Annotated in this window: 27 protein-coding genes and 1 riboswitch; of the genes, 10 read left to right on the top strand and 17 right to left on the bottom strand. The window is 64.0% G+C overall.

Annotated features, from left to right (window positions below):
* Positions 1 to 1206: FAD/NAD(P)-binding oxidoreductase (locus RBR29_RS04075; protein ID WP_320347505.1), on the bottom strand; the 1206-nt coding region annotated here is incomplete at its 3' end.
* A 251-nt stretch (positions 1207 to 1457) separates the two neighbouring features.
* On the opposite strand from RBR29_RS04075, the gene RBR29_RS04070 reads away from it, so the two are divergent.
* Together RBR29_RS04070 and RBR29_RS04065 are read left to right on the top strand one after the other, a co-directional pair.
* The gene (locus tag RBR29_RS04070; protein ID WP_320347503.1) at positions 1458 to 1754 is read left to right on the top strand and encodes an acylphosphatase; all 297 of its coding nucleotides are present in this window, start codon (positions 1458 to 1460) and stop codon (positions 1752 to 1754) included.
* A 105-nt stretch (positions 1755 to 1859) separates the two neighbouring features.
* A complete protein-coding gene (locus tag RBR29_RS04065; RefSeq protein ID WP_320347501.1) occupies positions 1860 to 2288 on the top strand; it encodes a DUF411 domain-containing protein in 429 nt (142 codons plus the stop codon).
* 32 nt (positions 2289 to 2320) lie between these two features.
* Here RBR29_RS04065 and RBR29_RS04060 read toward each other — a convergent pair whose 3' ends face one another.
* The 4 genes from RBR29_RS04060 to RBR29_RS04045 all read right to left on the bottom strand — a co-directional run bounded on the left by RBR29_RS04060 (position 2321) and on the right by RBR29_RS04045 (position 6273).
* Positions 2321 to 3445: an OmpA family protein gene (locus RBR29_RS04060; RefSeq protein WP_320347499.1), complete on the bottom strand. Its 1125-nt coding sequence runs from the start codon at positions 3443 to 3445 to the stop codon at positions 2321 to 2323.
* Positions 3442 to 4260, bottom strand: a complete 819-nt coding sequence (locus RBR29_RS04055) for a MotA/TolQ/ExbB proton channel family protein (protein ID WP_320347497.1) — start codon at positions 4258 to 4260, stop codon at positions 3442 to 3444. Before RBR29_RS04055 ends, RBR29_RS04060 begins: the two co-directional genes overlap by 4 nt.
* 150 nt (positions 4261 to 4410) lie before the next feature.
* Entirely contained in the window at positions 4411 to 5691 is a 1281-nt protein-coding gene (locus RBR29_RS04050) for an arsenic transporter (RefSeq protein ID WP_320347509.1), read from the bottom strand.
* Between the two features lie 12 nt (positions 5692 to 5703).
* Positions 5704 to 6273: a TMEM165/GDT1 family protein gene (locus tag RBR29_RS04045; RefSeq protein WP_320347495.1), complete on the bottom strand. Its 570-nt coding sequence runs from the start codon at positions 6271 to 6273 to the stop codon at positions 5704 to 5706.
* Between the two features lie 82 nt (positions 6274 to 6355).
* A riboswitch (yybP-ykoY riboswitch) is annotated at positions 6356 to 6484 on the bottom strand.
* A gap of 84 nt (positions 6485 to 6568) precedes the next feature.
* On the opposite strand from RBR29_RS04045, the gene nadA reads away from it, so the two are divergent.
* Both nadA and nadC read left to right on the top strand, forming a co-directional pair.
* A complete protein-coding gene (nadA, locus tag RBR29_RS04040) occupies positions 6569 to 7705 on the top strand; it encodes a quinolinate synthase NadA (RefSeq protein ID WP_320347493.1) in 1137 nt (378 codons plus the stop codon).
* Positions 7702 to 8586, top strand: coding sequence for a carboxylating nicotinate-nucleotide diphosphorylase (gene nadC, locus RBR29_RS04035; protein ID WP_320347491.1), 885 nt, complete (start codon positions 7702 to 7704; stop codon positions 8584 to 8586). Before nadA ends, nadC begins: the two co-directional genes overlap by 4 nt.
* Here nadC and nadB read toward each other — a convergent pair whose 3' ends face one another.
* Positions 8587 to 10221 (bottom strand): L-aspartate oxidase, encoded by a 1635-nt coding sequence (gene nadB / locus RBR29_RS04030; protein WP_320347489.1) that lies wholly within the window; start codon positions 10219 to 10221, stop codon positions 8587 to 8589. It lies immediately after the preceding gene.
* A gap of 335 nt (positions 10222 to 10556) precedes the next feature.
* Positions 10557 to 10889 carry a c-type cytochrome gene (locus RBR29_RS04025; protein WP_320347487.1) on the bottom strand — a complete coding sequence of 111 codons (333 nt, stop codon included), beginning with the start codon at positions 10887 to 10889 and terminating at the stop codon, positions 10557 to 10559.
* Positions 10890 to 11123: 234 nt separating this feature from the next.
* On the opposite strand from RBR29_RS04025, the gene RBR29_RS04020 reads away from it, so the two are divergent.
* A complete protein-coding gene (locus RBR29_RS04020; RefSeq protein WP_320347485.1) occupies positions 11124 to 11615 on the top strand; it encodes a TlpA family protein disulfide reductase in 492 nt (163 codons plus the stop codon).
* Here RBR29_RS04020 and RBR29_RS04015 read toward each other — a convergent pair.
* The 7 genes from RBR29_RS04015 to RBR29_RS03985 form a co-directional block, all read right to left on the bottom strand.
* Positions 11572 to 12357, bottom strand: a complete 786-nt coding sequence (locus RBR29_RS04015; RefSeq protein WP_320347507.1) for a slipin family protein — start codon at positions 12355 to 12357, stop codon at positions 11572 to 11574. The genes RBR29_RS04020 and RBR29_RS04015 overlap by 44 nt on opposite strands.
* Entirely contained in the window at positions 12357 to 12686 is a 330-nt protein-coding gene (locus RBR29_RS04010) for an NfeD family protein (RefSeq protein ID WP_320347483.1), read from the bottom strand. Before RBR29_RS04010 ends, RBR29_RS04015 begins: the two co-directional genes overlap by 1 nt.
* Before the next feature lie 59 nt (positions 12687 to 12745).
* Entirely contained in the window at positions 12746 to 13126 is a 381-nt protein-coding gene (locus RBR29_RS04005) for a DUF488 family protein (protein WP_320347481.1), read from the bottom strand.
* Between the two features lie 135 nt (positions 13127 to 13261).
* Positions 13262 to 14665 carry a class II fumarate hydratase gene (gene fumC, locus RBR29_RS04000; protein WP_320347479.1) on the bottom strand — a complete coding sequence of 468 codons (1404 nt, stop codon included), beginning with the start codon at positions 14663 to 14665 and terminating at the stop codon, positions 13262 to 13264.
* Between the two features lie 4 nt (positions 14666 to 14669).
* A complete protein-coding gene (locus RBR29_RS03995; protein ID WP_320347477.1) occupies positions 14670 to 15770 on the bottom strand; it encodes a glyceraldehyde 3-phosphate dehydrogenase NAD-binding domain-containing protein in 1101 nt (366 codons plus the stop codon).
* Positions 15771 to 15790: 20 nt separating this feature from the next.
* Positions 15791 to 16798 carry a D-2-hydroxyacid dehydrogenase gene (locus tag RBR29_RS03990; RefSeq protein ID WP_320347475.1) on the bottom strand — a complete coding sequence of 336 codons (1008 nt, stop codon included), beginning with the start codon at positions 16796 to 16798 and terminating at the stop codon, positions 15791 to 15793.
* Positions 16799 to 16919: 121 nt separating this feature from the next.
* On the bottom strand, positions 16920 to 18140 hold the full coding sequence (locus RBR29_RS03985) for a transposase (RefSeq protein ID WP_320347473.1): 1221 nt from the start codon (positions 18138 to 18140) through the stop codon (positions 16920 to 16922).
* 22 nt (positions 18141 to 18162) lie between these two features.
* Here RBR29_RS03985 and tnpA point away from each other — a divergent pair, with 22 nt between their 5' ends.
* The 5 genes from tnpA (at position 18163) to RBR29_RS03960 (ending at position 21644) form a co-directional block, all read left to right on the top strand.
* Entirely contained in the window at positions 18163 to 18576 is a 414-nt protein-coding gene (gene tnpA / locus RBR29_RS03980) for an IS200/IS605 family transposase (protein WP_320347471.1), read from the top strand.
* Between the two features lie 178 nt (positions 18577 to 18754).
* Positions 18755 to 18943: a hypothetical protein gene (locus tag RBR29_RS03975; RefSeq protein WP_320347469.1), complete on the top strand. Its 189-nt coding sequence runs from the start codon at positions 18755 to 18757 to the stop codon at positions 18941 to 18943.
* A 122-nt stretch (positions 18944 to 19065) separates the two neighbouring features.
* Positions 19066 to 19587 (top strand): RDD family protein, encoded by a 522-nt coding sequence (locus RBR29_RS03970; protein WP_320347466.1) that lies wholly within the window; start codon positions 19066 to 19068, stop codon positions 19585 to 19587.
* A 54-nt stretch (positions 19588 to 19641) separates the two neighbouring features.
* On the top strand, positions 19642 to 20577 hold the full coding sequence (locus tag RBR29_RS03965; protein WP_320347464.1) for an Hsp33 family molecular chaperone HslO: 936 nt from the start codon (positions 19642 to 19644) through the stop codon (positions 20575 to 20577).
* Between the two features lie 158 nt (positions 20578 to 20735).
* Positions 20736 to 21644, top strand: coding sequence for a hypothetical protein (locus tag RBR29_RS03960; RefSeq protein ID WP_320347463.1), 909 nt, complete (start codon positions 20736 to 20738; stop codon positions 21642 to 21644).
* A 22-nt stretch (positions 21645 to 21666) separates the two neighbouring features.
* Here RBR29_RS03960 and ftsB read toward each other — a convergent pair whose 3' ends face one another.
* The 3 genes from ftsB to kdsA all read right to left on the bottom strand — a co-directional run.
* Entirely contained in the window at positions 21667 to 21942 is a 276-nt protein-coding gene (ftsB, locus tag RBR29_RS03955) for a cell division protein FtsB (RefSeq protein WP_320347461.1), read from the bottom strand.
* Positions 21943 to 21958: 16 nt separating this feature from the next.
* Positions 21959 to 23245, bottom strand: a complete 1287-nt coding sequence (eno, locus tag RBR29_RS03950; RefSeq protein ID WP_320347459.1) for a phosphopyruvate hydratase — start codon at positions 23243 to 23245, stop codon at positions 21959 to 21961.
* A gap of 136 nt (positions 23246 to 23381) precedes the next feature.
* The coding region (gene kdsA, locus RBR29_RS03945) for a 3-deoxy-8-phosphooctulonate synthase (protein WP_320347457.1) at positions 23382 to 24020 on the bottom strand (639 nt) is incomplete at its 5' end.

Genomic DNA, 24020 nt, shown 5'->3' with positions numbered 1-24020 from the left:
AGGCAGGCCGCGACCTTTCAGCAGGATATTCCAATAGAACCAGGGCATGAAACTGCGCTTGAGCCACCAATAGAAGCGTCGCGGAACGCGCGGATCAAAGGGAAAGCTGGGCGTGATCGTGCCGCCGTAGGTGAATTCGGCCAGCATGACTTTGCCGCGTGAAGTCGTCAGCGGGCAGGCGGCATAGCCGTCGTAGCTTTCAATATTGCCCGCACCCCGCAAGGCACTCAGCAGATTGAGCGTCAACACCGGGGCCTGACTTTTGATTGCTGCGGCCGTCTTGCTGTTGGGCGTCGAGGTGCAGTCCCCCAGGCCGAACACGTTGGGATAGCGTGTGTGGCGCAGCGTGTGCCGGTCCACTTCCAGCCAGCCGCCAGCATCGGCCAGCGGACTGTGGCGAATGAAATCAGGAGCGCTTTGCGGTGGCACGACGTGCAGCAGGTCATAGTGCAGTTCTTCGCGCACCTTTTCACCGTCCACCACGGATTCAAAGACGGCGATTTTTTCCTCGCCGCGCACCTGGACCAGATTCTGGCCGAAATGCGGCTGGGCCCCATAGGATGCCATCACCTTGTCCAGCGCCTGGGCGTAGAAAGGCACCCCGAAGACCGCAGCGCCGGCCGTGCGGAACTGCAGACTGTCGGCCTTGACCCCGCGGCGACGGAAATGGTCGGCGGCCAGGTACAGGGCCTTTTGCGGTGCACCTGGGCATTTCACTGCGCCGGCCGGCTGCGTGAAGATCGCCGTGCCGCCCTGGAACTGGCTGACCAGTTTCCAGGTGTAAGGGGCCAGGTCATAACGATAATTGCTGGTCACCCCTTGTTTGCCCAGCGCATCGGCCAGACCGTCGATGGCGTTCCAGTCGATCTGGATGCCAGAGGCCACCACCAGGTAATCATAGGCCACGCGGCTGCCGTCATCGAGTGCCACCTGATGCTCGTCGGGCAGCAGGGCGGTCACGCGCTGCGCGATGTGACGCACCCCTGCGGGCAGGCAGTCGTGCAGGGGACGGCGCGTGTCCTCGGCCCGGTAGGCGCCACCACCCACCAGAGTCCAGGCGGGTTGGTAATCGTGATGGCTGGACGGGTCGATGATGGCGATATCCAGGTCAGGCGCCTGGCGCCGAAGCTGGGCCGCGACGGTGGTCCCACCGGTGCCTGCGCCGATGATCACCACAGGATGCTTGCGGATGGTTGCGTTGCTCATGAGGGCCTCGAATGGATCGAATGGAGCCTGGGGCGGGGCGCCCCATGGCACAATGCGGTTCATTCTAGGGGCTTGCCCACCCAGGGGAGAACGACCAATAGGCTATGTCTTTATGACCCGATGGAAAAAGCGTGTCTCCATCCGCCGCAGTCTGCTGCCCATGCGATCGAGCGGCGGATATGGTCAAATAATTTCCAGGATCCCCTTTGAGCCCTGGTCTGCTCCCCGATTGCATTCCAGCCAGCATGCGTATGAAATCCCTGCCTGAACACCATGACCTTGAAACCCTGACCGCCCTCGTCGAGGGCCGCGTGCAAGGCGTCGGCTTTCGTGCGGCGACGGTCCGCCAGGCGCATCAACTCAAACTGGGGGGCTGGGTGCGCAATCTGCCCGATGGACGGGTCGAGGCCCTGATCCAGGGGGACCATGCCGCCGTCGATCGCATGCTGTCCTGGCTGCTCCAGGGGCCACCCGCCGCCCGAGTCACCCAGGTGACGCATACGGAAACCCGGACGGAACGCTATTACGAGCGTTTCGAGCAGATCTGAGCCAGGGCATAGCCCGCCGCCATTGAACCAAACCGCCTTTGCACGCTCCAAGCCATCACCGCCCGCGCTGTTTTGCAAGCCGAGCTCCTATTTTGAGAGAGACGCATGAAACGATTTTTCACCTGCGGCCTGCTGGCCGCCGCCCTGGGGATTTCCCTGTCCGCCGCTGCCCAGGCGGGCGAGGCCATCACCGTCTACCAGGATCCAAATTGCGGCTGTTGCCACGGCTGGGCCGAGCACATGCGTGCCGAAGGCTTCGCTGTGCACGAGGTCCCCGTGGCCGACATGATGGCGGTCAAGACTCGCCTGGGCGTACCCATGGAACTGGCGTCCTGCCACACGGCACGGCTGGAATCCAGCGGTCAGATCATCGAAGGCCATGTACCCGCTGCGGCGGTGCGCAAGCTGCTGGCCTCGAAAGCCACGCGCGGCGCAGCCGCCCCCGGCATGCCCCTGAATGCGCCCGGCATGGGCCCGATGGATGGCCAGCTGGTCACGCTCGACTTCGACGGCAAGCCGTTATCGCGCGACTGAAGAACCCCGCTGCGCGAGGCCTGGCCGTCGATTCAGGGGGCGCCTGGGCCCACGTGCGTGTCCGGGGCCGCAGGCGGTTTTTCGACCACCAGTTCGACCCGGCGGTTGCGCGCGCGGCCATCCACAGAACGGTTATCGGCAATGGGGCGGGCGTCTGCATAGCCCACTGCCTTCAGGCGGCCCTTGTCGATGCCGTTGGCCTGCAGGTAGCGCACCACGCTGCCGGCCCGGGCGCTGGACAGTTCCCAGTTGGATGGATAGCGGGCATTGCTGCGCACCGGCACGGCATCCGTATGGCCTTCGACCGTAATGTCGTAGCCGGCGTCCGACAACACCTTGGCCATGCGTTGCAACACGGCCAGGCCCTCGCGGCTGAGGTCCGCCTGGCCCGTGTCGAACAGGATCTCGCTGTTGATGCGAAAACTGATGGAACGCTGGTTGACGATCACCTCGACATCGTGGCCCAGTTCGCCCAACGGCAGGGACGCCGCCAGCGCGGCGCCTTCGGACGGCGCATCCACGGCTGTGCCCGCAGCCTGGGAATTTCCTGCAGCCTGATCCTGGTCCGCCTGTCCGGAGGCGGGTGGGGCATTGAACGCCAGCGCGGCGTCTTCGGCGGAATAGGGCGCGATGTCATCGGGCGGCGGAATCTGCGCCAGCATCGCAGGGGCCCCGTCCCCATCCGGTGCAGTCATCCCCGCAGGCGCCGGCTGGGGCTCGAAATCCGGAAACGTCCCGAACAATGGCGAACGCTCGGGCTCGTCCGGAGGCGGATCATTGAACGCCAGCGCGGCATCTTCGGCAGAATAGGGCACGATGTCATCGGGCACGGGAATCGGCGCCTGCGCAACAGCCGGCGAGGCGTCTGCCGGCGCAGCCGGTACGGCCATCCGCTTGCCGATGGACCCGGAAAACGCCAGCATGACGATCATGGCGACCAGCAGCAGGGTCATCATGTCCAGATAGGTCATGAACCAGCCTTCTTCATGCAACGATTCCGTTGCCGTCTGTCCCAGGCCCCAGCGATCGGCTCCGCCTGCGCGCTTGCGGTCGCGCCGCAGCGCCTGCCGGGCCTGGCGCAGTTCGGCCTCCATGGCCCGCATGCGCTGGGCAAATGCCTGGGCCGGGTTCAGTTCGGCAGATCCGTCGCGCCTCATGAGGGCTCCGGTTCCTTGGCCTCAGGCGTGGCGGCAATCGGTTCCAGATCGCGGATTTCATCGCGGATTTCCGCAATGAAGGCTTTCAGCGTTTCCCGCATCAGAGCCGGACTGCGCTTCTGGCTCATCATGGCAATGCCCTGCATCAGGGTATTCATCAGGATCAGGCGCTGTTCAGTGCGGCGTTCCAGCTTGACGGCGATCGGCTTGAACACCAGGTTGGCCAGCAACACGCCGTAGAACGTCGTCATCAGTGCCAGGGCCATCTGCCGTCCGATGGCCGTGATGTCGCCATCGCCCAGCAGGAACAGCAGATTGACCAGTCCGACCAGCGTGCCCACCATGCCGAAGGCGGGTGCAAACCCGGCCATGACGCGAAACAACTGGGCCTCGGCGTGTTCCTTGGCTTTCATCCGGGCGACGCGCCATTGCAGCAGATCCATGATGTCCTGTTCGGGCACATTGTCGATCACGAATTGCACGCCGTTGCGCAGAAAGGGGCTGGAGACCCGTTCCAGTGCCTGTTCGACGGCGTGGATGTCGCTTTGCATCCAGATGCGGGCGATTTCGACCAGGTCTTCCAGATCCTTGTCGACATCCAGGCGCTCGTGGTGCACGACGCTGCGGATCAAGCCGAAGATGCGCATGACTTCGCGCAAAGGATAGGCAATGAAGGTCGCCGCCGCCGTCCCGATCAGCACGATGCCCAGACCCGGCCAATCGACGAACAGGCCTGGGTCTTCGGCCGTCAGGAACAGGACGATGGCCAGCATCAGGATGCTGGCAACGATGCCGATCAGGGTGGATGGGTTCATGCGCAGGGCCGTTCAGGGAAAACAGTGGCATCTTACCGTGATCGGCGCGGCATGCGTTCACAGAACAAGCCCCATCTTTAATTCGCATAATGTATATTATGTAAAGTTAATGAGGTTCAGGTACAGGACAGGCTGGTACGCCTTCCGGCCTCAGCCAAGCCGCCACACCAGCGTCATCAGCGCGACGGCCAGCACCGGCAAGGTCAATGACAGACCCACCCGGCAATACAGCCCCCATCCGATGCGGATGTCCCGGCCGCGCAGCACGTGCAGCCACAGCAACGTGGCCAGGCTGCCAATGGGCGTCAGCTTGGGGCCCAGATCACAGCCGATCACGTGCGCGTAGATCATGGCCTCGCGCATCACACCCTGCGCCTGGGACGCCTCGATCGACAGCGCGCCGATCAGAACCACGGGCAAGTTGTTCATCAGCGATGACAGAACCGCGCTCAGCAGGCCCGTGCCCAGGGTGGCCATCCAGATTCCCTGCCCGGCCAGCCAGTTCAGCATCTGCGTCAGGTAGACGGTCAAGCCAGCGTGACGCAGGCCGTAGACCACCAGATACATGCCCAGGGCGAATATGATGATCTGCCAGGGTGCGCCGCGCACGCGGCGCAGGACCGGGATGCGCCCGCCCCGGGCGGCCACGCAAGCCAGCGCCAGGGCGCCAACTGCGGCAGTCGCGCTGACGGGGACGCCTAGAGGTTCAAGCACGAAAAAACCCAGCAGCAACCAAAACAGCACGCCCCACCCTGCCAGGAATGTCGCCCGGTCACGGACTGCCATGGCGGGCACCGGCAAGCGCTGCACGTCGTAGTGTGACGGGATCGTGCGCCAAAACACCAGCCCCAGAACCACCAGAGAGGCCAGGATGGCCGCCAGATCGACCGGCGTCATGACAGCTGCGTAGCGCACGAAGCCGATGTCGAAATAATCCGCCGTGACGATGTTCACCAGATTGGACACCACCAGCGGCAGGCTGGCGGTGTCGGCAATGAACCCCGCCGCCATGACGAAGGCCAGCGTGGCCTTGGGAGAAAACCGCAGCGCCGCCAGCATGGCGACGACGATCGGCGTCAGGATCAGCGCGGCGCCGTCGTTGTTGAACAGGGCGCTGATGGCTGCGCCCAGCAGGATCATCAGAACGAACAGGCGCCCTCCCCGGCCGCCGCCCCACCGGGCCACGTGCAGGGCGGCCCATTCGAAGAATCCAGCAGATTCCAGCAGCAGGCTGATGATCACGACCGCAACGAAGGTGCCCGTGGCATTCCAGACAATGCCCCAGACCACCGGAATGTCCGCCGGCCGGATGACGCCGGCCAGCAGCGCCAGCGCGGCCCCCAGACTGGCGCTCCAACCGATGCCCAGGCCGAACGGCTGCCAGATGACCAGCAGCAGCGTCAGCACGAACAGGCCCAGAGCAAGCATCAGCGCACGGGCTTTCTATGCCCAGTCGGCTGCGTTCAGCAACGTCGCACCGCCCAGGATGGCAAACAGGGCGGCGGCAATGCCATGCACCAGGCGGGCCGGCAACCGGCCGGCAGCGCGGGCGCCGAGATACACCGCCGGCACATTGGCCAGCATCATGCCCAGCGTGCTGCCGCCCACGACCGCGATCAGGCTGTCGTAGCGTGCCGCCAGGGCCACCGTGGCGACCTGGGTCTTGTCCCCCATTTCTGCCAGAAAGAACAGCGTGATCGTGGCCGCCAGCACCCCCAGACCGCGCATCGGCTTGGGGGTTTCGTCCAATGTGTCGGGGATCAGCAGCCAACCGGCCATGAGCAGAAAGGAAATGCCCAGCACCCATTGCAGCACGCCGGGGTCGAGCAACTGGGCAGCCAATTGGCCGACCAGGCCGGCCAGGGCATGATTGGCCAGGGTGGCGATCAGCACGCCCAGGCAGATCAGAGCAGGCCGATGGTAGCGGGCGGCCAGCATCATCGCCAGCAACTGGGTCTTGTCGCCGATTTCACCCAGAGCAACCACGCCGGTGGAAACGAGAAAGGCATTCATGCAAGAGGGATCCGGGGGCTGACGCGACTACGTTTTCCCTGCCGGCCCCTTGCGGCGGGAAACGCAGTCAGCGGTCTTGCCAGGCCCGGATGACGGGCTGCCTGCGCCATGGCCGGACGGCCAAGTGTGTTGACGCAGGCACTGGGCACCATGACCATCCGCGATGGATGGGAATCCTGGCGCCAGTCGGCTACTCCCCGATGACGGGTGGCGCGAATTATACACCGGGCGGCACCGGCCGCTTTGTCGTATGATGATTGACTCCCTCTGTTTATCCGCTGCAATCCCGATCATCATGCCTTCAGGTACCCGAATCGTTGAATTCGACCGCCCGGACATGGCCGCTGGCACCCACACGGTGGCCGAGGCCTGGGCCCGGGTCAATCCGCCGTTGTCCCCCCAGGAACGCGAATTCCAGAAGGACCGCATCCGCCGCCTGCTGAAATCCCGCAACGCCGCACTGGTCGCCCATTACTACGTAGACGCCGACATTCAGGACCTGGCCGAAGAAACCGGCGGCTGCGTCTCGGATTCCCTGGAAATGGCGCGCTTCGGGCGCGACCACAAGGCCGATACCCTGGTCGTCTCGGGCGTGCGTTTCATGGGTGAAACGGCCAAGATCCTGTCGCCTGAAAAACGCATTCTGATGCCCGATCTGGACGCGACCTGCTCTCTGGACCTGGGCTGCGACCCGGTGGCCTTTGCCGCATTCCGGGCACAGCATCCCGACCGCACGGTGGTGGTGTACGCCAATACCAGCGCGGCCGTGAAAGCCCAGGCCGACTGGATGGTGACGTCATCGATCGGCCTGGAAATCGTCGCCGAACTGCACCGCCAGGGCAAAAAAATTCTCTGGGCGCCGGATCGCCACCTGGGCGCCTATATCCAGCGCGAAACTGGCGCGGACATGGTGCTGTGGCAGGGATCCTGTACCGTACATGACGAATTCAAGGGCATCGAACTGAATCTGCTGCGCAAGGAACATCCGGACGCTCTGGTACTGGTGCACCCGGAATCCCCCGCCGCTGTCGTGGAACAGGCCGACGTGGTGGGTTCGACCTCGCGGCTGCTGGCGGCGGTGACCGAATCGCCGGCCACCACCTTCATTGTGGCGACGGACCAGGGGTTGCTGCACAAGATGCGGCTGGCGGCCCCCGAAAAAACCTTTCTCGCCGCGCCTACGGCCGGAGAATCCGCCACCTGCAAAAGCTGCGCCCATTGCCCCTGGATGGCCATGAATTCGCTCAAGGGCGTGGCCGATGCGCTCGAATTCGGCACCCACGAAATCCATCTGGATCCAACGCTGGGCCGCCAGGCCAAGGTCTGCATCGACCGCATGCTGGATTTTGCCGCCGCGCGCCGCCGCAACACCCGGCCCGGTCCGGACCTGGCACAGGAACAGGCCCTGTTTTCCGGAATCGGCCCGGCATGAGCCCGTCCCCCACGCCCCCTTCCACCCTGCGCAACCCGCACGCCCCCTTCCCTGCGGCCCTGCAGTCATCCTTCGACGCCAACATCGAGCGCGCCCTGGCCGAGGACGTCGGCTCGGGCGACCTGACCGGCCTGTTGATCCCCGCAGACCAGACCGAGGCCGCCCGCGTCATCGTACGGGAACCGGCCGTGCTGTGTGGCGCACCCTGGTTCGAGGCCGTCATGCACCGCGTGGATGGGCGCATTCTGCTCGACTGGGCCTACGCCGAAGGCGACCTGATGGAAGCTGGTTCCGTGGTCTGCCGCCTGCACGGCCCTGCCCGTGCCCTGCTGACCGCCGAGCGCACCGCCTTGAATTTTCTGCAGTTGCTCTCTGGCATCGCCACAGCCACCCGCCGTTACGTGGACCTGACGGCCGGCACGCGTGCCGCCATCCTGGACACCCGCAAGACATTGCCTGGCCTGCGCCTGGCAGAAAAATACGCCGTCCGTGTCGGCGGCGGTCAAAATCAGCGCCTGGCGCTGTACGACGGGGTCCTGATCAAGGAAAACCACATCATGGCGGCAGGCGGCATTGCTGCGGCCCTGCAAGCGGCGCGTGCCGTGGCAGGCAATGCGCCGATCCAGATCGAGGTCGAATCGCTGGACGAACTGCAGCAGGCACTGGAAGCCGGGGCCGAATCGGTCCTGCTGGACAACTTCAACCTGGACGATCTGGCTCAGGCCGTCGCACTGAATGCTGGTCGTGCGCTGCTGGAAGCCTCTGGCGGCATCCGCCTGGATACCGTGCGCGCCATCGCCCAGACGGGAGTGGACCGGATTTCGATTGGCAGCCTGACCAAGGACATCCAGGCCATCGATTATTCTCTGAGAATCATCTGATCAAAGAAACCCGTCTTCTGGGGTCATGACCGTGGGCAAGGCGCGCGGCAGCGTCCACGGGAAATCCTGACAATAATGAAGCCCGCGACTTTCCTTGCGTGACAGCGCGGCAGCTACCACCAGGGCCGCAACCTGGATCAGGTTGCGGCATTCCAGCAGATCGCTGGTCACCCGGTGTTCCTGGTAATACGATTCGATTTCCTGGTCCAGCAGGTTGATGCGCTGCCGCGCGCGTTCCAGGCGTTTTTGCGTGCGCACGATGCCGACATAGTTGGACATCAGGCGGCGGACTTCGTCCCAGGCATGGGTGACCAGCACGGCTTCGGAACTGTCACGCGCCCGGCTGTCGTCCCAGTCCGGGACTCGCCCTGGCAAAGCCGCCGGATCAGGCTGGGCATCGATGTCATGCGCAGCATTGCGGCCAATCACCAGGCATTCCAGCAGGGAATTGCTGGCCAGGCGATTGGCGCCGTGCAGGCCGGTGTAGGCGGTTTCCCCCACGGCGTAGAGGCCCGGGATGTCTGTGCGGCCATTCATGTCGATCACGACCCCGCCGCAGGTGAAATGCATCGCGGGCACGACCGGGATCGGTTCTCGGGTCATGTCGATGCCGAATTCCAGGCAACGGGCGTAAATGGTCGGAAAATGCTCGCGGATGAATTCGGCCGGCCGGTGGCTGATGTCCAGATCCACATGGGACAGGCCGCGTTTCTTGATTTCGAAATCGATGGCGCGCGCCACGACATCCCGTGGGGCCAGTTCCAGCCGTTCGTCATGCCACTGCATGAATCGCTCGCCCGCCTGAGCGCCTGCCGTGGCGGGCAGGCGCAACACCCCGCCCTCTCCGCGCACAGCCTCGGAAATCAGGAAAGACTTGGCCTGCGGATGGTACATGCAGGTTGGATGGAATTGCATGAATTCCATGTTGGCCACGCGGCAGCCCGCGCGCCAGGCCATGGCAATGCCATCACCCGTCGATGTGTCCGGATTGCTGGTGTGCAGATAGACCTTGCCGGCCCCGCCAGTCGCCAGCACGACCTGGGAGGCCAGGATGGTGTGCACGCGGTCGGCGCGCTCGTCATAGACGTAGGCCCCCAGGCAACGGGCCGGCTGGGCAACCGCAGCAGCGCGTCCGGCGGACAGGATGCGGCTGGTGATGAGTTCGACCCCGGAATGGTGTTCCAGCAAGGTGATGTTGCGATGGGCGCGAACCTGCTGTTCCAGGGTCAGCTGCACCAGATGGCCTGTGGCGTCGGCGGCATGGATGATGCGCCGCTGGCTGTGGCCGCCTTCGCGAGTCAGGTGAAAGCCCAGTTCGGCGCCCTGATCGGGCGTGAAGGGCACCCCCAGTTCGATCAGCCAGTCGATTGCCGAGCGCCCCTGTTCGACGATGTGGCGTGTAGCGTCCGTATCGCACAACCCAGCGCCAGCGACCAGGGTATCGGCGATATGTTCGTCGTGGCTGTCCTGGGAATCCAGTACCGCAGCGATACCGCCCTGGGCCCAGTTGCTGGCACCGTCCAGCAGGGCTTTTTTCGAGAGCACGGCGACTTTCTTGTCGGCGGCCAGGTGCAGTGCCACCGTCAGGCCGGACAGGCCGCTGCCGATGATCAGGACGTCGTATTGATGATTCATGACACTTCTTGTTCGAGTGGTCGGGTCCCCGGTCTCCTCGGGCCGGGGGAATCATTCTATCGCTGTTTCTGACTGCTCGCCGCTTGCAAGCGGCTCGGGTCAGGTGGCTGTTGCGGATGCCGTGTTCCGCGATGGCGGCACGGATGTCTGCGGGCAGGCGCCGGGCGAAGCCGCTGTCCAGATAGGCATCGGCCTGGAACCCCGGGAATGGGCCGCGTTCGCGGGCCAGTTCGATCGAACCCAGGCGGCAGCAGCCACACACGCCGGGCCCGGAAATCAAAAAACCCTGCGGCGGCCGACGCCGCGCGCAGGGTCTGCGCAAGCGCGCCGGGCGATCAGTGCGGAGCGCCTGCCACCAGCCAATCGACCACTGTCTTGAGGTCGGCATCCGTGATGCCGACGTTGGGCGGCATCGGAATCGGACCATACACGCCGGTACTGCCTTCCTTGATGTGCTTGGCCAGGACTGCGGCGGCATCCGCCTGCCCCTGGTGCTTGGCCACGACCTCAACATAGGCGGGGCCGACGATTTTTTTGTCGACCGAATGGCAGGCCAGACAGGCGTTCTTGGTCAGGATGTCCTGGACCTGAGCGTAATCCGGCGCGGCATGGGCGACCTGACCCAGGGCCAGCAGGGAAAGGCTCAGGGCAAGAGCGGACAGTTTCATGTGAGAGTCTCCGTCAGACAGGGAAAAATTGCTGCTGGGCGCCGCACGAGCGCGCCCCACATTGCCTCGCCATCCGCATGTCCGGAAACAGCGAAGGCGCATCATTACAACACGACCGGCCCATGCTCAGGGGATTATCACTACGGATTGTAGGTTTTCCTGGGCCAGCATCTTTCTTCGATTGTACGTCCGTCCTATCATGGATGACGAGCCTATTCACCGCAGGGCCTGATCATGATCAACGGTGCACTGCCTCCCCCCTGGGAAATCGCAACTTGGCTGAACGTCCACGACGGCCCGCCCACGCTGGAATCCTTGCGCGGATCCGTGGTGGTCGTACATGCTTTCCAGATGCTGTGTCCGGGTTGCGTCGCCCATGGCCTGCCCCAGGCCAAGGCGATCCATGAATCCTTTCCGCCCGGGCGTGTCCAGGTGATCGGCCTGCACACGGTTTTCGAGCACCATGCCGCCATGGGCGAAACCGCGCTGCGCGCCTTTTTGCACGAATACCGGATCCGCTTTCCCGTGGGGATCGACCTGCCCTCCCCTGCCGGCAATCCGATTCCCCTGACCATGCAGGCCTGGGGCCTGCAGGGCACGCCATCGCTGGTGATCCTGGATGCCCGGGGCTGTGTTCGCCTGCATCATTTCGGCCGATTGGACGACCTGCGGACGGGTGCCGTCATTGGTCAGCTGCTGGCCGAGGCGGACGCGATGGCCCCATGAATCCGGCCAGCAAATCGATAGGAATCGGGAACACCAGGGTAGACGACTTGTCCCCTGCCACCTGGGCCAGAGTTTCCAGATAGCGCAGCTGCATGGCGGATGGTTCCCGGGCCAGGGTGCTGGCCGCATCGGCCAGCGCCTGAGCCGCCTGGCGTTCGCCTTCGGCATGGATGACCTTGGCGCGGCGATCGCGTTCGGCCTCGGCCTGGCGCGCCATGGCCCGCACCATGGTCTCGTTCAGGCCGATATCCTTGATCTCGACATTGGTGACCTTGATGCCCCAGCCATCGGTCTGGGCGTCCAGGATCGTCTGGACGTCCTGATTCAGCTTTTCACGCTCGGCCAGCATCTCGTCCAGTTCGTGTTTGCCCAATACCGCTCGCAGCGTCGTTTGCGCCAATTGGCTGGTGGCTTCCAGATAGCGTTCGACCTGGATGATGGCCTTGCCGGGATCGACCACCCGGAAATACACCACGGCATTGACCTGTACCGACACGTTGTCGCGTGAAATCACGTCCTGGGGCGGGATATCCAGCGTCACTACACGCATGTCCACACGGACTGCCTGTTGCAGGAAAGGAATCACGATGATCAGCCCAGGCCCCTTGCTGCCTGTGTACCGGCCCAGCGTGAAAATCACGGCGCGCTCGTATTCGCGCAGAATGTGGAACAGCTTGAACAGCACGAATATCAGGAAGACCAGTACCAACAGGCCAAGGCCTGAATCCAGTTCCAGAAACATCATGAGCGTTCTCCCAGGGAAAGGTCCCGCTCGGGGACGGGTTCAACTTCGAGCATCAGGCCCTGTTCGGCCCGGACCCGCACGGTCTGGCCCAGTCGCAGCGGCGTATCCGCGCGCACCTGCCAGATTTCACCACGCACCAGGGCGCGGGCGCGGCCCCGGGCATCGGACGCCTGGGTGATCTCGCCGATCATGCCAGGCAGTTCTTCGTTGCCACCCCGGATCCGACCGCGATGCGCCCGAATGGCGATGACCGCAGCCAGCAACAGGATCAATCCCAGCAGCGCCAGCACCCAGGCCGACTGAGAACCGAAATAGACCAGCAGCATGTTCCTTCCTGGAAAGGTTGACGGAATCGAGCGCCAGCGCCCCTGCGCCGGAAACACGCTCAGGCGATGGCGTGGCGCAAGGCGTAGTCGTTCATCGCCTCGGCCAGGATCAAGGCATGGTTGTGTTCCGGATCCTTGGCGCCGAATACCAGGGTGATGCGCCGCCCCCTGGCTGCCGCGAAGACTTCGCCCATGCGCGCCTGCGCTTGTTCATCACGCAGTTCGGCCGCATAATCGCGGCGAAAACCTTGCCAGTGTTCGGGCTTGTGGCCGAACCAGGTGCGCAGCGCCGGGCTGGGCGCCAGATCCTTGCACCACAGATCGTACTGGAAAGTGTCCTTGGACACACCGCGCGGCCAGAGGCGGTCGATGAACACGCGCAGGCCGTCGGTGTCCGATGGTGCTTCGTAAACGCGCTTGATCTGTACGGGCGATTTCATGGTGTCCTGCTTTGCGGCCCTGCGGCTCGGGTTCGGAACATCTCCAAGCCGCAGCATCTCTCCACCTCGCCGCTTGCACGCGGCTCGGATTCGGCTGGCACGGAACAGTCCGCAGGGACTGTTCCGTGTCCCGCCTCATCCTTGGCTGGGATGTGTCATGTCCAGGGGGACGATCCATTCATCGTACTGCGCATCGGTCAGAAAGCCCAGTGCCAGCGCCGCCGCGCGCAGGGTGCTGTGTTCTTTGTGGGCCTTCTTGGCGATGGCGGCGGCCTTGTCATAGCCAATGTGCCGGTTCAGTGCCGTCACCAGCATCAGGTTCTTGTCCAGGTTTTCATCGATGCGTGCCTGATTGGGCTCGATGCCAAGCGCGCAATGCGCATCGAAGGACAGGCAGGCATCGGCCAGCAAGCCGATGCTTTCCAGGACATTGTGCACCATGACGGGCTTGTAGACATTCAGCTGGAAATTGCCCTGGGACCCCGCGAAAGCCACAGTGGCATCGTTGCCGTAGACCTGGGCGCAAACCATGGTCATGGCCTCGCATTGCGTCGGGTTGACCTTGCCCGGCATGATGGATGAACCGGGTTCGTTTTCCGGGATCAGCAGTTCGCCGATACCACAGCGCGGCCCGCTGGCCAGCCAGCGCACGTCATTGGCGATCTTCAGCAAGGCACCGGCCAGGGTGCGCAGCGCCGCCGACAGATTGACCAGCGCATCATGAGCCGACAGGGCAAAGAACTTGTTCTCGGCACTGCGAAATGGCAGGCCGGTGATATCGGCGATGCGGGCAGCGGCCAGTGCCCCGAAGCGCGGGTGGGCGTTCAGGCCCGTGCCCACGGCCGTGCCGCCGATCGCCAGGTCGTAGATGCCTGGCAGCGCCGATTGCACGGCATCCAGACCGAAGTCGATCTGCGCCACCCAGGCGCTGATTTCCTGGCCCAGCGTGATCGGCGTGGCATCCTGCAGATGAGTGCGCCCCGTCTTGACGATGTGCCGGAAGGCCTGGGCCTTGGCATCCAGCGTGGCACGCAGGCGTCCGACCGAGGGGAAGAAATGGCGGGAAAGTTCTTCGGCCACCGCGATGTGCATGGCAGTGGGAAACGTGTCGTTGGACGACTGGCCCCGATTGACGTGATCGTTCGGGTGTACCGGCGATTTGGAGCCGATCCGGCCGCCGGCCAGTTCGATGGCCCGGTTGGCAATGACTTCATTGGCGTTCATGTTCGACTGAGTGCCCGACCCGGTCTGGAACACCACCAGCGGGAATTCGCCATCGAGCTTGCCATCGATGACCTCTTCGGCGGCACGCACGATCAGGTTGCCGATGTCGGCAGGCAATTCACCCAGTTCGGCATTGGCCTGGGCGGCAGCTTTTTTCAGTATGCCCAGGGCGCGGATCACAGGGGGCTGCCAGCGGAACCGGGCCACCCCGATCGGGAAATTCTGGATGGATCGCTGCGTCTGCGCACCCCAATAGTGCGCAGCAGGCACTTCGATGGCGCCCATGGAATCGGTTTCGGTCCGCGTATCGGCCATGATGTCAAGCTCCGGAAGAAGAAAGGTGGGCGTGTGCCTGCACGGCTGCGTCCTGGAACAGCCCCGCCCAGACACGTGCCACGTCGAGCATCCGATTGGCGAAACCCCATTCGTTGTCGAACCAGATCATCAGGTTGGCAAAGCGGTGCTGGTTGACCCGGGTCTGTCCCAGGTCGATGACGACTGAATGCGGATCGTGATTGAAGTCCACCGAGGCCTGGGGCTGGCTGGTGCAGGCAATCAGATCGGGACGCGCCCGGGCGGCCTCGGAAAAGAGCGCATTCAGGATGGCGGTCGACGTATCCTGGCGCAGGTTGACGGCCAGGTCGATGGCCGAAACATTGAGAATGGGCACCCGCACGGCCTTGGCCTGGATGCGACCGGCCAGACCGGGCAGCATCCGTTCGATCCCCTGGGCCAGGCCGGTGGCCACCGGCACGATCGACTGCATGGCCGAACGGGTGCGGCGCAGATCGGCATGATGGTAGCCGTCGATCATGGGCTGGTCATTCATCACCGAATGCAGCGTCGTCAGAAAGGCGCTTTCCACGCCCAGACGGCGTTCCAGCAGATCCAGGATCGGGACGGCGGCGTTGGTCGTGCACGAGGCTGCCGACACGATGCGCTGATCGGCCCGCAAGTCGCCGTCGTTGATGCCATGGACAATGGTGCAATCCACGTCCGCCGCGCTCTTGCCCGGATGCGAGACCAGCACGCGCGGGCAGCCGGCGTCCAGAAAAGCCTGCAGGCGATCGCGCGTGGCAAAGGCGCCCGAGCATTCCAGCAGCAGGTCGAATTCCAGCCGGTCCCAGGGGCCATCGGCCGGATTCCGGGCATGAAACACGGGGATCGTCCGGCCAGCGATCTCCAGCCCGCCATCGATCAGCCGGACCTCGCCGGGAAAGACCCCGTGGGTCGAGTCAAAGCGGGTCAGATAGGCCATGGATTCCAGGTCTGCCGGTTCGTTGATCGCGACCACGTCCATGTGGCGACGATGCGGCGATTCCATCAGGGCGCGTAGCACACAGCGGCCAATCCGGCCATAGCCGTTGATGGCAATGCGCAGGGGGCGGGACAGGACGGGCTCGGGGCGGTCGGCAGGCATGGGAAAAAGTTTCTGAAAGATCAACGCGCCGTGCGGTAGCCTGCAACGACGTTGCGCGGGTCGTCTCGCAGAAATGCATCGATGTTGTCGCCTACCTGGCGCACCAACGCCCGGATCGCCGCATCGCTGGACCAGGCCACGTGCGGAGTCAGGATGAAATTCGGGAGATCCAGCAGGCGCATCAACGGGTGATCCGACGCGGGCGGTTCCTGGGACGCCACGTCAAAGCCTGCGCCGCTGATCTGGCCTGACCGCAGGGCGTGTTCCAGCGCATATTCATCCACCAACCCGCCGCGTGCGGTGTTGATGAGCAATGGCTTGCGTTCCATCAAGGCAAATTCGTGGGGGCCGATCATGCCCCGGGTCTGGGCATTGAGCGGGCAATGCAGGCTGATCACATCGCTGGTGCGCAGAACGTGATTGAAATCCGTATAGTCGCTGGTGGGCGCGTCGGCATCCCGCCGCGCGGCAAACTGGACCTTCATGCCAAAGGCCCGGGCAAGTTCGGCCACGGCTTCGCCCAAGGCGCCCCGGCCGATGATGCCCAGGGTCGATCCGGCCAGATCGCGCACGGGAAAATCAAAATAGCAGAACTGGCCACTGGCCCGCCAGCGCCCATCACGCACCGACTGGCGGTAGGCCAGCAGGTTGCGCTGCAAGGCCAGCATCAGGGCGAAGGTATGTTCCGGCACGGCGTGAATGGCGTAGTCGCGCACGTTGGACACGATGATGCCGCGCCGGTCGCAGGCATCCAGATCGATATTGTCGGTGCCCGTCGCGGTGACCGCGATCATGCGCAGGCGCGCAGCCTGGGCGATCGCATCGGCGGCCAGCACGACCTTGTTGACGATCACGATGTCGGCGTCCCGGATGCGCTCGATCACCTGTTCGGGCGCGGTGCGCGGATACAGCACCAGATCGTGGGGTGCTTTGGGGCCGATGAAATGTTCCGTCGCGGGCAAGGAATCCCGGTCCAGGAAAACAATGCGCAGGGGGTCCATGAAAGCAGCCTCTTCGTTGGGTGGCATCCAGCACCTAGTCTACTCCATGGATGCGCCCGGATGCCGGGCAATCCCCATACGCCAGACGCATCCGGACCGTCCACATTGACATCCTCCCCGACCTGAAGGCCGGAGATTCCTACGGCGCTCAGGCGCGGCATTGAGCCATTCCTGAGTCGCTTCGGTGGGTTCCTGCTGCTGGCGGCATTACCGCACCGCTCACTTCACAGGCGAACCGGGCGTGTCCCGCCCTTAGAATATTGATCGCGCCGACCAGATCGGCGTTTTCCTCGAAACCGCACGCCACGCACTTGAACTTGGCCTGCGTCTGACGATTATCCGCCGACACATGGCCGCAGCATGGGCAGGTACGACTGGTGTTCTGCGGCGGCACGGCAATGAGATACCCGCCGTTCCACGCCAACTTGTAGTCCAGTTGGCGGCGGAACTCGAACCAACCTTGATCGAGGATGGACTTGTTCAGGCCCGACTTGGCCCGAACGTTTTTTCCCGGTTGCTCGGTGCTGCCTGCCGCCGACTTGGACATGTTCCGCACCTGCAAGTCCTCGATACACACCATCGCGTGGTTTTGGCTGATCGTGGTGGAGCACTTGTGCAAGTAGTCGCGGCGGGCGTTGCCGATGCGGGAGTGAATGCGCTGGACGCGGGCCTTCGCCTGCTTCCAGTTGTTGCTGAATTTGGTTTTGCGGCTCATCGCCTGCTGCGCTTTGCGCAGGGCCGTTTCATGCCGCTTGAAGCTGTTGAGCGGCGCGTAGAACGTGCCGTCCGAGAGCGTGGCGAATCGGGCAATGCCCATGTCGATGCCGACCGCGCCGCCTTTTGGCAGCGGTTGCTCAACCTCTCGCTCGGTCTGGATGCTCACGAACCACTTGCCGCAGGACTGGCTCACGGTGATGTTCTTCACCGTGCCCAGCACGGCCCGGCTGTTGCGGTAGCGTAGCCATCCCAGCTTGGGCAGGAACAGGCGGCTGTTGGCCTGATCGAGCTTGATCTGTTTCGGGTCGGGGTAGCGGAAGCTATCCGACTGGCCCTTCTTCTTGAAGCGCGGGAAGTCCGCACGCTTGGCGAAGAAGTTGGTGTAGGCCCGCTCCAAATCCTTGAGCGTCTGTTGCAACGGATGGACGGGCGCATCGGCCAGCCATGCCGTTTCTGTGCTGTTGCGCCACTCGGTGAGCCGCTTGCACAGGCCCGCATAGCCCAGCTTCTTCTCCCCCCGCTCGTAGCGTTCCTTCTGCATCGCCAGCGCCTTGTTGAACACGAAGCGGCACGAGCCAGCGAAGCGGCGCATTTGTCGCTCTTGCTGGCCGTCTGGCCGCAGTTCGTATTTGAAGGCTTGAAGTCGTTGCATCCCTCAATCATAATCTTGGTCTATGGGCGATGACAATGATATTAGAAAAGGACGACACTGTGTTTTTAAGATGCACGTCCATTTGGTCTTTGTGGCGAAATACCGCCGCAGAGTGTTCGATGGCGATGCCATCAACCGGCTACGTACCATCTTCGCCAAGACCTGCGCCGACTTCGAGGCGCAACTGATCGAGATGGACGGCGAGGACGATCATGTCCACCTGTTGGTGGAATATCCGCCAAAGGTGGCCGTCTCCAACCTCGTGAACAGCCTCAAAGGCGTGTCCAGCCGCCTGCTACGCAAGGAGCGGCCAGACATCCAAAAACGCTACTGGAAGGGCGTCCTGTGGTCGCCGTCCTACTTCGCCTCATCCTGTGGCGGTGCGCCGATTTCCATCGTGCGCCAGTACATCGAACAACAGCAGACACCCCACTGAAACCCAAGAACAAGGACGGCTACGCCGTCCGCGCTATCCTTCCCCGCCCTGAGCGGCGGGGCTTGTCGCGCAACGGGTCAGCACAGGATCCAGCCTCATATTTGCATGGAACCTAGGGTTTTCCCTATAATAGGGTTAACCCCGAGCGAAACGCTCTTTTCAAGCAAAGAGGCTTGCTATGAAGATCCCGCAGAACACCGACATCCGTCTGACCGACGCGCTGGAACGCCAGCTGCTGCAACAAGCCATCGAATCCCAGCAGGAATACGCCCTGGATCGTGCCCTGAAGCGCCTGTTCCAGAAAATCGCCGGCTTCTTCAAGTCCACCCATGGCCGTGCAAACCATCCGGTCAGTACTGCCCACTGAGCCTTCCCGCCGGATGCCAGGGCCGCCCGATCGGGCGGCCTTTGCGTTTCTGACGTCCCCTGGGCCCGGTCCGGTTTCGTTTTCAGCGATAATGGGCAGTTCTCGAATTCATTTGCCGCGCCATGTCCGTTCCCGCACCGGCCACCCCGACCGCCCCGCCGCGCCTGCGCCGCTTTGCCTGCATGATGTATGAAGGCGTGCTGCTCTTTGGCGTGGTGTTCCTGGCAGGCTATCTGTTCGACACGCTGACCCAAAGCCGCAGCGGCCTGATGCTGCGCCATGGCCGCCAGGCCTTTCTGTTCCTGGCCATCGGCCTGTATTTCCTGGCCAGTTGGCACCGCGGCGGCCAGACCCTGCCCATGAAAACCTGGAACATCCGCGTCACGGACCGCAACAGCCAGCCCCTGAAGGGGATGCGCATGCTGCTGCGCTATGTGCTGCTGTGGCCCCTGCCGCTGCTCACGGCCCTGGCGATCGCCGGACTGTCACGCGCCACGGGCTGGGCTTCGTTCGATCTGCTGATCGTCTGCGCTCCATTTTCGGTTTTTCTCTGGACCTGGATCGATCCCCAGGGCCAGTTCCTGCACGACCGGCTGCTGGGCACCGAACTCCACGATCTGCGGCATACCGCCCCCGCCGCCTGAATCCACTCATCCCGCAACCTCGACTCGCCTGGCCGCACTCTCCGGAATCCCTGCATGAGCGACACACTGAAAAAATACCTGACCACCGACCGCAGCACCCGCATCCAGGCCCTGCACCTGACCCAGGCCTGGCAGACGGGACTGGCCCACCAGGATCTGCCTCCCCTCCTCGTCAGCCTGCTCGGCGAACTGGCTGCGGCCAGCGTCCTGCTGGCAGGCAACATCAAATTCGACGGCTCCGTCGTCCTGCAACTGCAGGGTAACGGACCCGTACACCTCATCATGGTCGAATGCACCTCGGCACTGGACCTGCGCGCCACGGCGCACCTGCGCGAAGGCGCTGCCCTGCCGGCCGATACGACTACCCTGCAGGATCTGCTCAATGCCGACGGGCAGGGCCGCTTCATGGTCATGCTGGATCCCGCTGGGCGCCAGGCCGGCACCCCGGCCTACCAGGGCATCGTCCCCCTGGAAGGCGACACGATTGCCGCCGTCCTGGAACACTACATGAAGCACTCCGAACAACTGGACACCCGGCTCTGGCTGGCGGCAGATGCCCATGCCTGCGCCGGACTGCTGCTGCAGCGCATGCCGAACGAATCCCCTGCGACCGATGATCCCAGGCCGTTCGGGCACGCCGACACGACCTGGACGCACTGCACGACCCTGGCCGGGACGTTGGACCGCGATGAACTGCGCGCGACCGACTCCGACACCCTGATCCGCCGCCTGTTCTGGGAAGACGACCTGCTGTCCTTTCCCGCACAGGATGTGCGCTGGCACTGCCCCTGCAGCCGCGAACGCGTCGCCAGCATGCTGCGCACACTGGGACATCGTGAACTCGAAGACATCCTGAACGAACAGGGCTGCGTACACATCACCTGCAATTTCTGCGGCCAACCCTACGATTTCGACGCCCAGGACTGCACCGCTCTATTCGCCTGCGCAATCGACCCATCGCTGGCACCAGGTTCGGACACAGTGCACTGACGGGACATCCGGATCACAGCGCAATTGCCACACTACCCGGCCCGACGGCAGGGGCGCATACTGCCTGCATGCCCTGTCCATGCCGCCCCAGATCACTGCGCAATTCAGCAGTCCGCCACGCCTATCCCGTTATCCGACTCAATCAGCGAGGCGCGGGGATGGCAGGCTTTCTGCTGGCCGCCATCCCGGTCCTGACCTTGGGGCTGGGCGGGGTCGAGGCCGCGTATTGGGCCAGCCTGCGCCAGACGCTCAGCCTGGCGCTGATGGAAGCCGCCCGCGTCGGCGCCACACACCAGGCCCGCCCGCAAACCATCGCCAGGGCCTTCGAGCACGGGCTGCGCATGGTCTACCCTGATTCCCGGGCCAGCGCCCGGGCACTGCGCCAACGCCAAGCCGCTCTGGGCACGCCCTGGCACATCCACATCGCGCAGCCGACCCCCGAGACATTCCTGGACCATGCCGACCCGGATCTCCGGGGGCCTCGCCACTACCCCGGCCAACCACTCATCCGCAATGACTATCAGGCCCAGCAACATGCCCGCCGGCTGGCCCAGGGCTGGCCGGACGGCCGCGGTCCTCGATCCGGCCTGACCCTCTACGAAGCCAACACACTGGTCCTGGAACTCTGGTGGCCCCACCGCCCCCTGCTGCCCGGCATGACGGCCATCGTGCGCACCCTGGCCCCGCTGGCCACGGATCCCACCCAGGCCAGGCTGATGGCGGCAGGCTATCTGCCATTCCGCCGCCATGCGGCCATCGCCATGCAGTCACATCCAGCAGCCTGGCCGGACCTGGAAGACGGGCGGGTGACGCACGGCAAGGCCACTGGCACTGGATGGACGGCCATCCCCCCAGGGCAGCACGATCCGCACAGGCCGCCCGATGGATTTGATCCGGACAAGGGTTCGTCTGCCGACGGCCCCTCTGCACCAATTCCGCCACCGAATTCCGGCACCACGGACGCGCCGGCACCGCCCGATCCTGCCGGCTCGGGACATGCGCGGGATGAAACGATCACGGAACCCGACAGCGGTACGCAAGACCTTGCCTGCGAGCCGACGCCCTGAAACGATCGGCCCGGAACCAGGCTTACTGCCGGGGCAGCACCTGAACGAAGTATTCACCCTCGCGGATCATGTTCAGTTCGCCCCGGGCACGTTCCTCGACCGCTGAAATCCCGGTCTTGAGATCCTGGACTTCGGCTTGCAGCGCATTGTTGCGTGCAGTCAGCGCCTGGTTTTTGTCGGTTTCCGCCTGCACCTGCGCCTGCAGTTCGCGCAGGCTGAGCCAGCCGCCCCGGCCCCACCACAATGGATATTGTGTCGCCAGGATCAGGGCCAGCAGGACGAGGCTCAGCAGGCGCATGGGCGCGGCGCGTGACTCAGCGCAGATTGTAGAAAGCCGACACGCCGGGATAGGCGGCGACTTCGGCCAGCTCTTCCTCGATGCGCAGCAACTGGTTGTACTTTGCCATGCGGTCGGAACGCGACAACGAGCCGGTCTTGATCTGCATGGCATTGGTGGCCACGGCGATGTCGGCGATGGTGGAGTCCTCGGTTTCACCGGAACGATGCGAGATCACCGCCGTATAGCCCGCGCGCTTGGCCATTTCAATGGCAGCGAAGGTTTCCGTCAGGGTGCCGATCTGATTGATCTTGATGAGGATCGAATTGGCGACCCCCTGTTCGATGCCCTTCTGCAGAATCCGGGTGTTGGTGACGAACAGATCATCGCCCACCAGCTGGACCTTGCGGCCCAGCTGTTCGGTCAGCAGCTTCCAGCCGTCCCAATCGTCCTCGGCCATGCCGTCCTCGATGCTGACGATGGGGTATTTGTCGCACCAGGACGCCAGCAGATTGGCAAAATCCTGGGAACTCAAGGCAATGCCGCCTTCGCCGGCCAGGTGATATTTACCGTCGCGGTAGAATTCGGAACTGGCGCAATCCAGCCCCAGCACCACCTGGGAACCGGCCTCGTAGCCGGCCTCGCCAATGGCCTTCAGAATCAGTTCGATCGCCGCCTCGTGGTTGGCCACGTTGGGCGCAAAGCCACCTTCGTCGCCCACCGCCGTGGACATGCCATCGGCAGCGATGATTTTTTTCAGGGCATGGAAGACTTCGGCCCCCATGCGCAGGGCCTCGCGGAAACTGGCCGCCCCCACCGGCAGGATCATGAATTCCTGCAGATCCAGCGTATTGTTGGCGTGTGCGCCGCCGTTGATGACATTCATCATTGGCACCGGCATCTGCATCGGCCCGCTGCCGCCGAAATAGCGATACAGCGACAGCCCGGCATCGTCGGCAGCCGCACGAGCCACCGCCATGCTGGCGGCCAGGATCGCATTGGCGCCCAGACGGCTCTTGTCCTCGGTGCCATCCAGATCAATCAGGGTGCGGTCGATGAAAGTCTGTTCCTGGGCATCCAGGCCCATCAGCGCCTCGGTGATTTCCGTATTGACGTGCTCGACGGCACGCAGCACGCCCTTGCCCAGATAGCGGGACTTGTCGCCATCACGCAGCTCGATGGCCTCGCGCGCGCCCGTGGATGCGCCCGACGGCACGGCCGCACGCCCCATGGCGCCCGATTCCAGCAACACGTCGCATTCCACAGTAGGGTTGCCGCGCGAATCGAGGATTTCGCGTCCGATGATGTCTACGATTGCACTCATGGTCTGACAGTCCTGCCTGTTGAGGGGTAAGTAAAAAAGGGGGTTCCGCCATTTTAACGGGAGTCCCGCAGGGCCAGTCTACCCCGGGACCCTGGCGATCACACGCAATGGTCTTTATAGTGACTATTTGCCGGGTTCACAGGCCGCCGTCCCGCAGCACGCCGGACTGCTTGACGCAGCGATCCAGTTCGACCAGGCATTCCAGCAAGCCACGCATCCGGTCCAGCGGCACCGCGTTGGGGCCATCGGACAAGGCCCGGTCGGGGTCCGGATGGGTTTCCATGAACACCCCTGCCACGCCCGCCGCCACGGCCGCGCGCGCCAGCACCGGCACGAATTCACGCTGGCCGCCGGAATGCGTGCCCTGCCCGCCCGGCAGCTGGACCGAATGGGTGGCATCGAAGACCACCGGGCAGTCGGTGCTGCGCATGATCGCCAGCGCGCGCATGTCGGATACCAGATTATGGTAGCCGAAGGAAGCGCCACGTTCGCACACCAGGATATTGTGGCCATCGCCCCCGGCCTCGATGGCGGCCGCACGCGCCTTGGCCACGACCTGGAGCATGTCTTCCGGGGCCAGAAACTGGCCTTTCTTGATGTTGACGGGCTTGAGCGTGGCCGCGCACGCCTGGATGAAATCCGTCTGGCGGCACAGAAAGGCCGGTGTCTGCAGCACGTCCACCACGGCCGCGACCTCTCGGGCCTGGCCGGTCTCGTGCACATCGGTCAGCACCGGCACCCCCAGTTGGCGGCGCACATCGTCCAGGATCTTCAG

Source organism: Castellaniella sp., from assembly GCF_034007085.1.
Taxonomy (GTDB): Bacteria; Pseudomonadota; Gammaproteobacteria; order Burkholderiales; family Burkholderiaceae_B; genus Castellaniella.
This window is presented reverse-complemented; position numbering and strand designations above follow the sequence as displayed.